This window comes from Petrotoga sp. Shatin.DS.tank11.9.2.9.3, assembly GCF_003665005.1.
In the GTDB taxonomy this organism is placed as follows: Bacteria; Thermotogota; Thermotogae; order Petrotogales; family Petrotogaceae; genus Petrotoga; species Petrotoga mobilis.
Genome location: NZ_JGVT01000005.1, coordinates 1 through 13,605, shown reverse-complemented (window position 1 = coordinate 13,605; position 13,605 = coordinate 1). Strand labels below are relative to the sequence as shown.

The 13,605-nt window shown below is 34.4% G+C and carries 13 protein-coding genes and 1 pseudogene; 6 read left to right on the top strand and 8 right to left on the bottom strand.

The genetic code is table 11. From position 1 onward, the window contains the following. The 6 genes and pseudogenes from BZ25_RS10305 to msrA form a co-directional block, all read left to right on the top strand. Positions 1-195: pseudogene (locus tag BZ25_RS10305) on the top strand (hypothetical protein); the annotation flags it as partial. A gap of 118 nt (positions 196-313) precedes the next feature. Further along, positions 314-2,695: a sugar-binding domain-containing protein gene (locus BZ25_RS05050; RefSeq protein WP_121514624.1), complete on the top strand. Its 2,382-nt coding sequence runs from the start codon at positions 314-316 to the stop codon at positions 2,693-2,695. Positions 2,696-2,700: 5 nt separating this feature from the next. Next, a complete protein-coding gene (locus BZ25_RS05045; RefSeq protein WP_158584862.1) occupies positions 2,701-3,108 on the top strand; it encodes a VOC family protein in 408 nt (135 codons plus the stop codon). Positions 3,109-3,132: 24 nt separating this feature from the next. Next, on the top strand, positions 3,133-4,125 hold the full coding sequence (locus BZ25_RS05040; RefSeq protein WP_121514626.1) for a LacI family DNA-binding transcriptional regulator: 993 nt from the start codon (positions 3,133-3,135) through the stop codon (positions 4,123-4,125). A gap of 35 nt (positions 4,126-4,160) precedes the next feature. Continuing rightward, a complete protein-coding gene (locus tag BZ25_RS05035; RefSeq protein ID WP_199676853.1) occupies positions 4,161-4,979 on the top strand; it encodes a M55 family metallopeptidase in 819 nt (272 codons plus the stop codon). Between the two features lie 19 nt (positions 4,980-4,998). Beyond that, on the top strand, positions 4,999-5,520 hold the full coding sequence (gene msrA / locus BZ25_RS05030) for a peptide-methionine (S)-S-oxide reductase MsrA (protein WP_121514627.1): 522 nt from the start codon (positions 4,999-5,001) through the stop codon (positions 5,518-5,520). Between the two features lie 31 nt (positions 5,521-5,551). On the opposite strand, the gene BZ25_RS05025 is transcribed toward msrA, so the two are convergent. The 8 genes from BZ25_RS05025 to BZ25_RS04990 form a co-directional block, all read right to left on the bottom strand. Then, on the bottom strand, positions 5,552-6,343 hold the full coding sequence (locus BZ25_RS05025) for an alpha/beta fold hydrolase (RefSeq protein ID WP_121514628.1): 792 nt from the start codon (positions 6,341-6,343) through the stop codon (positions 5,552-5,554). Positions 6,344-6,360: 17 nt separating this feature from the next. Continuing rightward, positions 6,361-7,491, bottom strand: a complete 1,131-nt coding sequence (locus BZ25_RS05020) for a TetR/AcrR family transcriptional regulator (RefSeq protein WP_158584861.1) — start codon at positions 7,489-7,491, stop codon at positions 6,361-6,363. Between the two features lie 18 nt (positions 7,492-7,509). Next, the gene (locus tag BZ25_RS05015; protein WP_121514630.1) at positions 7,510-9,234 is read right to left on the bottom strand and encodes an alpha/beta fold hydrolase; all 1,725 of its coding nucleotides are present in this window, start codon (positions 9,232-9,234) and stop codon (positions 7,510-7,512) included. Next, complete coding sequence (locus tag BZ25_RS05010; RefSeq protein WP_012208343.1) at positions 9,231-10,112, bottom strand: branched-chain amino acid ABC transporter permease; 882 nt, start codon at positions 10,110-10,112, stop codon at positions 9,231-9,233. The genes BZ25_RS05015 and BZ25_RS05010 overlap by 4 nt, the downstream gene beginning before the upstream one ends. A gap of 16 nt (positions 10,113-10,128) precedes the next feature. Then, positions 10,129-10,827 (bottom strand): ABC transporter ATP-binding protein, encoded by a 699-nt coding sequence (locus BZ25_RS05005; RefSeq protein WP_121514631.1) that lies wholly within the window; start codon positions 10,825-10,827, stop codon positions 10,129-10,131. Next, positions 10,814-11,569 carry an ABC transporter ATP-binding protein gene (locus BZ25_RS05000; RefSeq protein WP_121514632.1) on the bottom strand — a complete coding sequence of 252 codons (756 nt, stop codon included), beginning with the start codon at positions 11,567-11,569 and terminating at the stop codon, positions 10,814-10,816. The genes BZ25_RS05005 and BZ25_RS05000 overlap by 14 nt, the downstream gene beginning before the upstream one ends. Before the next feature lie 62 nt (positions 11,570-11,631). Further along, positions 11,632-12,843: an ABC transporter substrate-binding protein gene (locus BZ25_RS04995; RefSeq protein ID WP_012208346.1), complete on the bottom strand. Its 1,212-nt coding sequence runs from the start codon at positions 12,841-12,843 to the stop codon at positions 11,632-11,634. 198 nt (positions 12,844-13,041) lie between these two features. Further along, on the bottom strand, positions 13,042-13,605 hold a 564-nt coding region (locus BZ25_RS04990; protein WP_233552362.1), incomplete at its 5' end, for a methyl-accepting chemotaxis protein.

The following is a 13,605-nucleotide window of genomic DNA, read 5'->3' as shown; positions in this document are numbered from 1 at the left end:
GCGAGTGCACAAGAGATGAGCACAGCGATGGACAGGGTAGCGAAAGCGGTAACAGAAATAAGTGAACAACTAGAAAGGTCAAGAAGTGTAATAGACGAACAAGTAAAACAAGGGATAGGAATAAACGAAGAAGCGAAAGAGTTGAGTGAGTTAGCCACAGAGTTAAAAGGATTAGTTGGAAGTTTTAAGATATGAAATAACAAAGCCTTCCCATTCCTTATGGGTGGGGAGCGGGGCGAAGGGGCGCTATATACAAAGTTTTAGAGTTTTTAAAGACAGTACCAAAAAATATTAATAGGAGGAGAAATTTCAATTGAAAATATCTTTAAATGGAAAATGGAAGGTTTACGATAACGAAAAAGAGTTTGAGTTTGATGGAAACGTTCCTGGAACCGTACAAGGAGACCTTGTGGATTTGAATCTCATGCCTCACCCTTATGTAGGAGAAAATGAAAAACTTTTCAAAAGGTTAGAATGGAAAAATTGGATATACGAGAAGAAATTTCACATAGAAGAGATAAATGATGAGCTACGTTACTATCTTGTATTAGAGGGTGTGGATACCCTTTCAAATATCTACCTTAACGATAATTTCGTTGGAGAAACCGAGGATATGTTCATAGAATACCGTTTTGATATCAAAAAGTATTTGAAAATTGGAGAAAATTCTTTAAAAATAGAGATTAAATCTCCCATAGATCTCCCTAAAAGATTTGAAAAAAATTACGGGAAATTACACGCTGGCGAAGAAACCGCTAGAGTTTACATAAGAAAAGCTCAGTATTCCTATGGCTGGGACTGGGGAGCAAGAATAGCTACAAGCGGGATATACAGAGATATATACATAGAAAGTTACAAAGATGCTAGACTTTTTGGTTCCACCGCTTTTTTGGAGACTTTAGATGGAAAGGTTAGCTTTTCCGGTTACATTGATTCGTGTATCAACGATACTAAAAACTACGAGGTAGAAATCCTTTTCAATGGAAATCCAGTAATTACATTACCAGTAACCAATAGTGTTGAAAATTACAAATTTGAAGGTTCTAAAAGAATAGAGAATTTAAAGCTTTGGTATCCACACGATTTGGGTGAAAGTTATTTATACGAAGTTGAGTTCAGACTTAAGGAAAATAAAGAAGTAATCTATGGTGAAAAAAAGAAAATAGGTTTTAGAATCGTCAGGGTAGTGAGAGAAAATAACTCAGAAGGAGAAAGCTTTATCTTCGAGATAAACGGCAGAAAAATCTTCGCCAAAGGGGCAAATTGGATACCCGCTGAAAATATCTTAAGCTGGTTAAAAGAGAGTGATTACGATAAACTTCTCAAAATGGCGAAGGAATCCAATATGAACATGTTGAGAGTATGGGGAGGAGGCCTTTACGAAGACCCTGCATTTTACAACAGATGTGATGAGTTAGGGATATTAGTTTGGCAAGACTTCATGTTTGCATGTGCGGAATATCCTGACCATATAGATTGGTTTAGAAAGATTGCAAATGAAGAAATAAGACATCAAGTATTGAAACTAAGACACCATCCAAGTATAGTCCTTTGGTGCGGAAATAATGAGAATAATTGGGGCTTTGAAGAATGGGATTACAAATTGAAAGTGGATGGGAAAAATCTTGGAAATAGACTTTATTTAGAAGATTTTCCTAAAATATGTGCTCAAGAAGATCCATCGAGACTGTACTGGCCATCAAGCCCATACGGTGGTAGCAAAGCCAACTCTTCTGAAGCAGGAGACAGACATGTTTGGGAAATCTGGTCCGGATGGCAAGATTATAAATACTATACATGGGACACTTCAAAGTTCGTAAGTGAATTTGGATTTCAAGCGGCTCCAGATCCGAAAACTATTGATTTCTTTGCAGAAGACAAAGAAAAAGATGTATTTTCACCAACGATGTTAAATCATAATAAACAAGTTGAAGGTCCCGAAAGACTCTTAAGGTTCATCAATGGGCATTATGGATTGATTGACAACTTTGATTCAATTGTTTATTTAACTCAACTCAACCAAGCAGAGGCTATTAAGACAGGAGTAGAACATTGGAGAAGCAGAAAATACAAAACAGCCGGAACTCTTTATTGGCAAATAAATGACTCATGGCCTGTTTTCAGCTGGGCTTCCATAGATTATTTTAAAAGGCCAAAAGCCTTATACTTTTACACTAAAAGATTTTATAATCAATTGTTAGCGATTGCCAAAAATAAAGATGAAAAGGTTATAATATCACTGATAAACGATGGAATCAAAACCGAACTTGATTTAGAATTTCAACTTTGGTCTTTAGATGGGAAAAAGCTTATGCAAAAAGAATATTCAAACATAAAAATCCCCGAAGATTCTGTAACTACTATCGATCAACTTAATATTTCCAACATTGACTTAGATAACTCCATAGCTTACTTAATTCTAAAACAAAATGGAAAAATCATAATAGAAAACCACGAATTATTTGCAGATTTAAGAAAAAATAAATTAAACGATCCAAAGATTACATACGAAAAAGAAGGAAACAACTTGATATTGAGTTGTGAAAAACCAGCATTGGGAGTAAACGTTAAGATAAATGGAGAAAATTATTCTCAAGATAACTTCTTTGCCCTTTTCCCCTCCCACCCAAAAGTTTTAAATAATATTGAAGGGGAAATTAGCATAAAAAACACCTTTGATTATTTAAGGGGATGAATATTATGCGTTTTAATTTTGATCATTTAGCAATCACAGTTTCCGATTTGGAAAAATCTGTTGAATTTTACAGAGATATTCTTGGTTTTAGAGTTTTAGGAAAGCTTGTTCAGGATAATGGGAATTTCGTAATTGTCTACCTTGATATGGGGGATAAAGTACTCGAATTATTCAATTTTACAGAAAAAGGAAAATATCTAACAACTCAAAACGATAAAGACATGGGCATAAAACACTTTGCTTTTAAAGTAAAAAGTGTCGATCAAGCCTTTAAATATCTAAGAGAAAAAGGTGTAGAATTCACAATGGAACCTACCAATGCTGTGGGCGGCGTACGAATCGCTTTTTTCAAAGACCCTGATAACATTCTAATAGAGATAATTGAGGGAGAACTTAATTTAGAAACATATTAAGGGTAACTCTTGAGGTGAGGATAAATGGCAACGATAAGAGAAATTGCTAAAGCTTCGGGCTTCTCTATTGCAACAGTGTCTAGAGTTCTCAGTGGAAGCGAGAACGTTACTGAAGAAACAAGAAAAAGGATTTTGAAGGTTATAAAAGAATTAGATTACAGAAGAAGCCAAAGCATAAAAGGGAGCTCCTTCAGAGGGATTGGGGTCTTAGTCCCAGATCTAAAAGAAGATTTCTACGGAATGGTAGCTGAAGGAATAGAAGAAGTCCTTCTAAAAAATCATTTCGAAATGTTCCTTTCAACATATAGACATTCTTTAGAAAAAGAGAGAGATGCCTTAGAAGAGTTCTTCGCAAGAAAAGTTGATGGTGTCATTGTTTGTACAACCTACCAAGATGAAGAATGTTTAGAAAAATTTATTGAAGCAGGTATACCTGTTGTTGCTGTTGATAGAGAAAACACGGAACTGAAAATGGATATTGTTACTATAGATAATTATGCCTCTTCGTTGAAAATTGCAAAATATTTGTACGATATGGGCCATAGAAAAGTCTTACATGTCGAAGGTCTAATAGAAGTATACTCTGCCAGGGAAAGAAAGCAGGCTTTTATGGATTTTGCACAAAAGAAAGAGGATTTCGAAGTTACCTTTATTCCCGCGACTTTTGATGTAAAAGATGGATATATTGCTATTAAAAAATATCTTGACAAATATGGTAAAAACTTTACAGCGATTTTTTTTGCTAATGATTGGATGGCCTTGGGTGGGATAAAAGCACTGAAAGAAGCTGGATTGAATTACCCTGAAGATGTCTCAATAGTTGGTTTTGATGATTCCCCCTTGGCTAAATATTTATACCCTTCTCTAACGACCATTAAGCAACCTGTTTACGAAATGGGATTGAACGCAGCAAAACTTTTGATAGAAAAATTAGAAGGTAAAAATGAAAGTAAGGTGAAAAGAAGGGTTATCTTGCCAACAAAATTAATAATTAGAGATTCAGTCAGAAAAATATAATTTAATGATTTTTTGATATAATTATCAATAAAGAGGTGATTATTATAAAAATATACATTTCATTTGATTTTGAAGGGCTTGGGGGTGTCGCCCAATGGAACGATGTCACAAAAGATAACAAAGATTACAAACAAACATATGCTGTTAGGCAATTAAAAGCTTTATTAGAAGAATTAAAAGAACATGAGATCACCTTATCTGATTCCCATGCGGAAGGGAACAACATTCCGTGGGAGATCACAGAAGAATTCCCAAACGTAAAATTAATCAGCGGTGGGATAAGAAAATATTATATGATGACAGGTATAGATGAATCTTTCGATAGGATGATCTTTTTTGGTTACCATGCTGGAGTAGGAGAAAAATACTCTACTATGGATCATACTTATTCAAGTTCTTCTATTCATAATATTTGGATCAATGGAATAGAAATGAATGAAACGCTAATTAATGCCGCATACGGAGGTAGTTTTGATGTTCCATTGGCAATGGTTGTTGGGGATGATAAACTCAAAAAACAACTGAACCCATATTTCAAACATTTATACTACGTAGAAACCAAAAGATCTTTAGGCAGATACTCTGCAGAGTTTAAACCAATGAAGAAACTACTAGAAGAAATTAAAAGTGCAACTAAAGAAATGAAAGATAAAAACAAAGAATATTTCGATGTTTACAGATTCAATTCACCCATCGAGATGATTGTTGAATTTTCTGACACTTCGAAAGCTGATATGGTCGAATCCATGCCATTAACAGAAAGAATAGATGGAAGAAAGGTCAAAATAAGCAGCGACAATTATCGTGTGATTTTTGAAGCTCTTTTAGCGATAACTTATATATGTGGAGCATAGAAAATAAGAGGTGATTAAAATGAGCGAAATACCAACAGATACAGCGATCTTTGCAGCAGGTTGTTTTTGGGGAGTAGAATACATGTTTAAAAAAGTCGCAGGTGTCATCGACGTAGTCAGTGGTTATACAGGTGGTTTTGTTGAAAATCCATCTTATGAACAGGTTTGTAGTGGAAAAACAGGTCATGCAGAATCTGTTTTAATTGTCTTCGATCCAAACATAGTAAGCTACGAATCGTTAGTTAGATATTTTTTTGAAATTCATGACTTTAGTCAAGAAAACGGTCAGGGGCCCGATATTGGAGAGCAATATAGAAGCGAAATATTTTACATAAATGAGGAACAAAAAGCAATCGCAGAAAAAGTAAAAGACGAGTTAATCCATAGAGGTTTGAAAGTCGCTACCAAGATAACTAAAGCTTCAGAATTTTACAAAGCAGAGGATTACCACCAAAATTATTATGAAAAAACAGGAAAAGCCCCTTATTGTCACTTTAGAAGAAGAGTTTTTAAAAATGATTATATCAAATTCTTAGTGTAGAATAAGGGGAATAATTTCAAATCTAATTTTTTTAATCGTAATTAAAAAAGCCTTCTACTAGTAGACAAAATTCTTCAAATTTTTCAAAAAACAGCGCATGCCCAGTGTTTTCTAAGTTAGCTAGTAAAGAATTTTTTACTTTTTTACTCATTTCTATTATGTGGCTTTTGGGGGTTATAATATCTTCTTCTCCTGAAATGAAAAGAGTTTTAGCCTTGATATTAGATATTTCATTTCTAATATCGAATGTTTCGTTAGACGAAGCGAGCCTTACAAAGCCATCAAACCAGTCTTTAGTTAAGGTTTCTTTAAATATCTTCCTTCTATTCATCAACCATTCGTAGTTGCTGTTATAAAATGGACGAGAATATATATAAGGAAGCGAAATGTCAAAGAATTTTTCACCATCATAAAGTTTTGCAGCTACTTTCCATGCTTCACCTATGGACTTAAGATAGTTATCTATATGGTCGGTTGCATTTGAAAGAACCAGTTTGTCGATCATCTCAGGATACTTTAAAGCAAACAATTCTGCAATTTGTGCCCCGTAGGAAACCCCCATTAAATTTACCTTTTTTAATTCTAAATGGTCAATCAATTTCTTTAAATCTTCAACATGAACTTCTATAGTATAAGGTTTGTCGGTAATCCTTGCGGATTTTCCTTGATCTCGAGTATCGTACGTAATAACTTGGAATTTTTTTTGCCACCTTTCTATATGTGCCATCCAACTTGAGGTACTCATCATAATTCCGTTTAATATAATTACCGGCTTTCCTTTTCCATAAATTTCATAATAGATACCTGGATCCTCCAAATACATTCATCTCTCACTCCTTTTTAGATACGTATTCCATGTGTAAGGTAAATTGATAATTCTTTTAAAACAGATTTTATATCTTTAATTCTTTTCAAAAAAATTCTATCTATACCTGTGTAATGACTTACCCCCATTAGACTGTTAGCTATCAATTTTTTATCTTCTATTTTTGTTCGTTCAAGATTCTCAACATAACCCTTTTCAAATCTGTCATAATAATCATTTGCTGCCTTTTTTACAATAAATTCAGATTCTCTTACGATTTTATAGTATTCAGAATTACTTTCAAAATATTTTAGAAAGAGATAAATCCCCCTTAACTCGTTTTCCGCCCTATTTAATTGTTTTTTTTGATTGATAGTAAGGAATCTTCTTGTCATTTTACCAATTATTTTAACTATTTCCTCTAAAAAAGCTTCTTTACTTTCAAAATAAAGATAAAATGTCCCCACTGAATAACCTGCATTCCTTGTGATATCGTGAACATCAGTTTTATAATATCCTTGCGTACCAAATAGTTCCATACCGGAAGATATTAATTTGGTTTTGGCGGATTCGTCATCAGGAATACTGGGGTAAATTATATCTTCATCATCGAATATCAAAGAATAATTTTTTATTTCATCATAAAAAATCCCGTTAGTAATAATCTTCTTAATTTTGGTTTTGTCATAACTTAAACCATTAAAAATATACCTTATAATGACAAATCTTGCAATTCCTGAAATAAATAATTGTTCCGCCTGACTCGTTTCACGTAGTAAAACTAAAGAAACTCCCTTGCCGTATAAATCTCTCAAATGTTGCTCGTATTTTGGATATCGATATTGACCCTCTCTATAAATCAAAACATCTTTTTTGTAATCTCCGACTCCAGATTTAACAACGGTGTCTAAAAACCGATCCATCCTGTCTTCAAAACTTTTACCAGAAATTGTAGAAAAGCCCTCTTCATAATAAATTACTATTTCGTTTAACAATTTGAGAAATATGTCCTCTTTGTTCTTAAAATACCTGTAAAACACCCCGTTAGATAATCCGGCTCTTCTACAGATTTCGACAACGGAAACTGTTTCATACCATTTTTCAGAAAAAAGATCCCTGGCTGCTGTCATTAATTTTTCATACGATTTATTTTTGACTTTATCCAACATTATCTCCTTCGTTTTTTAATTTTTCTCCAATGTAAAACTTTTAAAAATATCTATAAATGCTTTTGGTTCTTCTATTATAATCGAATGTCCAACATCAGGAATAATTTCTAATTTCCCATTTGTACTTCGAACGACTTCATCAGCCATATTTTTAGTTATCAACGTATCTTTTTCCCCAAGAATGAATAATACTTCTGCCGTACAATTTTTTGACATCTCTTCATAGTTATAATTTTCCAAAGCCCTTGCATTTTCAGTAAAACATTTTGGGTTCATCAAAAGAGCATCGTTAGTTAGTTGATTTAGTAATTTTCTATCTCTTGATGAGGGAGCCATTGCCTTTAAAGAATTCTTTAGAAGTGTTCTATTGTTTTTTAACAAATTTAGAACATAATAATTTTCTTCTGGTGTCTTCAAACCCTTTAAAGAAGGGGAATCAACAAGTATTAATTTTTCTACTTTTTCTGGATATCTAAAAGCTATCGACATCGCTACAGCTCCACCCAAAGAATGCCCAACTAAAACAACCTTATTCAACCCTAAAAGATCTATAAACTTTTTGGTATATTCTGCATAAGTATCTATTTGAATTTCTTTCACCCAATCAGAGTAACCAAAATTTGGCAAATCAGGGGTATAGACCTTAAAACCTTCAATGTTTTTCACTTTCTCAAACCATCTGTGAGAGGCATAATTACCATGAATCATAACAACAGGTATGCCTTCACCACTTACTTCATAATATAATTTTACTCCATCAATGTTAATATAACTTCCCTCTTTTTTCTTATTCTTCCAAAATTTTTTTATAATCCATATAACAGGGATTTCAAAATATCTAAAATACAACATTTTCAACCCATAAGAAAGGCCACGAGGGAAGAATAAAACAAATATTATTAATAAACTCCCTACTATTATAGTCATAGGAAAATTGCTTCGTGAAAATAAAAAAGGCATTCCTGTAATTATAACAGAACCAATCAATCCTCCATTTAAAGAAGCAACTCCACCTACAATAACCATTGCCAAAAGATTCAAAGAGACGTTCAAACCAAAATCTGCAGGAGATATATATCCTAGCGTATGCGCATATAAAAAACCTGCTATTCCGCTGTATATAGAACTGATAATAAAGGCTTGTAATTTTGCTTTAGCAATTTTCACCCCGAACGCTCTGGCAGCCAATTCACTGTCTCGCACCATATTGAATCTCTTCCCTGCAGGAGATTTTACAATTAAACTTGTTATATAGACCAAAAGACTATAAAAAAACAAATTCAACAAATAGGTATAAAAATCAGAATCAAAAAAAGCAGGGATGTTCCTCATTCCGGTCCTTCCACCAAATACCTCCATTGAGGCAATTATCTCTTGTACCGCTATCCCAAATGCCATAGTTGCTATGGCTAAATAAAATCCTTTCAGTCTCATAGCTGGTAATGCTATTAACATACCAAACAAAGCAGAAAAAAGGATAACAAAAATTAAGTTTACAAATATTGGCATATTTAAACTCATTGTAAAAAAAGCACTTGTATACGCTCCAATGGCCATAAAAGCAGCATGGCCGATAGAGATCTGACCTGTGTACCCAAATATTACATTTAAACCTAAAGCTGCGATTGCAAAGATTATTATATTAGAAAATACTAACAACAAAAACGACTTGGAAATAAACAATAAACCCAGGAGAGAACCAATTATTAAGGTGTATAATGCTGTTTTCACTATTCTCACACTCTCCCTTCAAAATCTTTCCCAAATAACCCAGAAGGTTTAAATAACAAAACTAATATTATCAATACAAGAATAATAGATAATTGATAATCTGGAGATATATAAACCCCAACTAATTTTTCTAAAACACCTAAAATTAGCCCACCTATAATAACACCAAAAAGGTTCGAAAAACCACCAAGAACACCTGCTGTTATACCATACAATTGCATATTTATCAACATGCTGGGATGTATGTAAGTTTTTGGCGCTGCAATAATTCCAACTAAACTTACAGTAGCTATTCCAATACTCCAAACAATTGCATCCACACGGTTAATATCTATTCCACATACAAGTGAACCTATCTCCTCTTGAGACCGAGCTCTAATAGCTATACCTAACTTGGTATACTTTAAAAACATTGCTAAAAGTAGCATTACAGCAATGGAAATTATAGTAATCACAACATCGTTTGAAGGCATAACTAGCACCCCATTTTCCAAAAATAGGATAAAAGGTTTTCCTGAAAACAATTCTGGATAAGAAAAGTAATCAGTTCCCCAAACCAACACAACCAAACCTTCAATTACCATCAACAAGCCTAATGTAACCATAAGCATCGCACCATGCGATAAATGTTTCAAAGGTCTCATTAAAAACCGCTCAACAACCATACCGATAAGGAATCCTGAAAAAACTGCTGAAATTAAAGATAAAATAATATTACCACTTACCAAATAAACAGTAAGTCCAATATAACTTCCTAACATTCCCGAATTTCCATGAGCAAAGTTTAGAACCCCTGTGGTCCTAAAAATCAAAGCTATTCCAAATGCGGTAAGCCCGTATAATGCTCCTTGTGGAATCCCCGAAATTATGCTTTGGAGTATTTGCAATTCTACCTCTCCTTTCTTATTTCCCCAAATATGACTTTTTTAACCTCTCATCATTCAACATTTCCTTGGATATTCCTTGATGTGCAACGTTACCATTTTCTAATATATAAGTTCTATCACTTATTTTTAGTGATTTTATCGCGTTTTGTTCCACGAGCAAAATTGGAATATTAGATTCTTTTAAAGTTTTTAATACACTGTATATTTCATCAATAATTATTGGTGCCAATCCCAAGGAAGGCTCATCTAACATCAACAACTTTGGAGAAGCCATAAGCGCCCTGCCTAACGCCAACATCTGTTGTTCTCCTCCAGATAACGAACCTGCTTTCTGCTTCCTTCTCTCTTTTAAAACAGGGAAAAGATCGTAAACATATACAGAATTTTTTGAATAATCTCCCCTTAAGTACGTTCCCATTTTCAAATTTTCTTCGACTGTTAAACTTGAAAAGATTCTTCTATTTTCAGGACATAACACAATCCCTTTTTTTACCATATAAACAGTACTTTTATTACTTACATCTTCACCTTCAAAAATTACTTTACCTTTAGATTTAACTATATTCAAAACTCCAAAAAGTGTTGAAGTTTTACCAGCTCCATTGGAGCCCAAAATGGTAACAATTTCACCCTTATTCACAGAAAAAGAAATTTTTTTTACCGCCTTTACATGACCATAATTAACTTCCAAATTTTCAACTTCAAGCATTTTCATCTTCCCCCAAGTACACTTTTACAACTTCTTCGTTATTTGATACTTCTTCGGGAGTTCCTTCGGCAATTTTCTTCCCAAAGTTCATAACGGTTACTAAATCAGAAACAGTCATTACAACATTCATATCATGCTCCACCAACAATATCGTCTTTCCTCTTTTATTGACCATTTGTATAATGTTTTTTATCTCCTCTGTTTCATAATAATTTAAACCCGCTGCAGGTTCATCCAATAAGAGAAGCTCTGGATCAGAAATAACTGCTCTAGCCATTTCAACCCTTTTTAGCATCCCATAACTGAGTCCAGAAGGATAAGAAGTGAGCCTATTTTTTATGTCAAACATCTCAGCCACTTCTAAAACCTTATCTCTTGCTTCTCTATCAAAATTCGATTTTGATTTTGAAACCACAGAGAAAATGGAGTCATTATATTTGTGTATTAATCCACTATAGATGTTTTCAAAAACGTTCATGGCCTGAAAAAGTTGTAAATTTTGAAAAGTTCTCGATATGCCTTTATATATTATGTCGTGGGTATCTAATTTTAAAAGAGATTCACCTTTGAATAAAATATCCCCCTGTTGGGGATTAACTATCCTGGTAATTGTATTGAACAAAGTTGTCTTCCCAGCTCCATTAGGACCGATAAGAGCATGAATCTTTCCTTGCACTAATTTCATAGAAAAATCGTTAACAGCCTTTAAACCGCCAAATGCTACGGTAACGTTTTTGACTTCAAGCATTCTTTCACCTCAAATTTGTGTTTATAAGATTATAAGGGGGGAATTTACCCCCTTATAATCATTTATAAAACTTCTAACAACGATTCAACAGAATAATGTATCCAACTTGAAGCAAAGTCCCAAACTAATCCTTGATCGGTTAAAACAGATTTTAGAACATACATAGAAGTCATTCCCATTCGAGAATCAAAGCCTGAGGACACCGGCTTATAGCTCAAACCATGATTTTCATCACCAAGTGTAATGTAATTGCCCTTCCAATTGTCTAAAGTCTCCAAAGCTGAAACTAAACTTTCTCTAGTCAAATCAGGACCTGCCCTTTTAACCCCTTCGACAAAAACTTCTGCCGCTATCATACCAGCGATAGCATAAGCATTAGGAATACCTTCATAATATTCTTGCCATATTTTTATCGCGGGTTCTTCGGGGTTTGTAAAATCCACGGCAACCCAAGCCATTACTTCAACACCGTCTCCTGCTTCTTGAGCTAATTGTAGATAACTCACATCTGCGTTTGAATAGGTCAGAAGATACCTTTGATCGGTCATTCCAAATTGTTTGGCTTGGCGAACAAATCCAACTGATTGGGGAAGGAACAACATAACAGCTACGGCATCAGGTTTAACTGATAACAAACGTGTTACTTCAGATGTGAAGTCACTTTTAAAAGGATCCACTGCTATGTTTGCAACGGGCTCCATCCCCAAAGCTTTTAATGTACCTACCGCTGAATTACTGAACTCTTGACCATCTTCTGCATTCCTATAAACGATTGCTATTCTTTCATGGCCCTTTTCTACCAAATAATTCATTACTATGTTCGCTTCTACTATGTAATTCGGTTGAACCGGGAAAATATACTCTCTGGGTGGAAGACTGAACTCTATCGAACCCCCACCTTGATAAACAAAGGGAACACCGTTGTCATTCAGATAATCTTGTACAGCTAAAATACCTGGAGTTCCTAGTCCTCCAACGATGGAAAAAACTCCATCTTGCTCAACCATCCTTCTAACTTCTACAACCGTTTTAGCAGGATTGAACTGATCATCAGCTACTATTAACTCAATCTGTCTTCCGTAGATACCACCGTTGTCGTTGATGTAATTAAAATAAGCTTGCATACCCTGCGCCATTGGTCTTCCTATAGGTGCAACAGGTCCCGACATGGCTTGAAAAGTACCTACTAAGATCTTATCATCAGTTACCCCTACTTCCGAAAAGCCTGAAACTAGCAACAAAACCACAAAAACCATACCAATAAATCTTTTCACCTTTCTCACCTCTCTTAATAAAGTTAAATTTCCTGAAAAGTACACTTTCTTAGTTACACACCTATCTTTCTAGCCACATTTTGAAACTTTTTAAATATTCTTTTAGTATATTGAGCTATCATTAATTCCTCGTCGGTTTTTACTATTAAAACCTCCACTCATACCTGTTCGTTATTTTCTCCCACACCCACTGTGAATTTATATCTTAAAACTTCCAACTAATCCTTTTAACTCTGTGGCTAATTCACTCAACTCTTTCGCTTCTTCGTTTATCCCTATCCCTTGTTTTACTTGTTCGTCTATTACACTTCTTGACCTTTCTAGTTGTTCACTTATCTCTGTCACCGCTTTCGCTACCCTGTCCATCGCTGTGCTCATCTCTTGTGCACTCGCACTTTGTTCCTCTGCACTTGCCGTCATGTTTTCTATCCCTTGGTCCATCCTTTCTATCCTTTCTTTTATACGATTGAAACTTTTCTGTACATTCTCCATCTTTTCGTTTATTTCTCCTATCGTTCCTACTACCTTGTTCGTCGATTCGTTTACTTTGTTCGTTCCTTGCGTTATGTTGGTTAGTATTTCGGATATTTCATCCGTTGCATTCCTTGATTCTTCCGCTAACTTCCTTATCTCATCCGCTACAACTGCAAATCCTCTTCCCGCTTCCCCTGCCCTTGCCGCTTCTATCGCTGCGTTTAGTGCCAACAGGTTCGTTTGTTCCGTTATCGAGTTTATCGTTTCTACTATACTTTGTACGTTCTT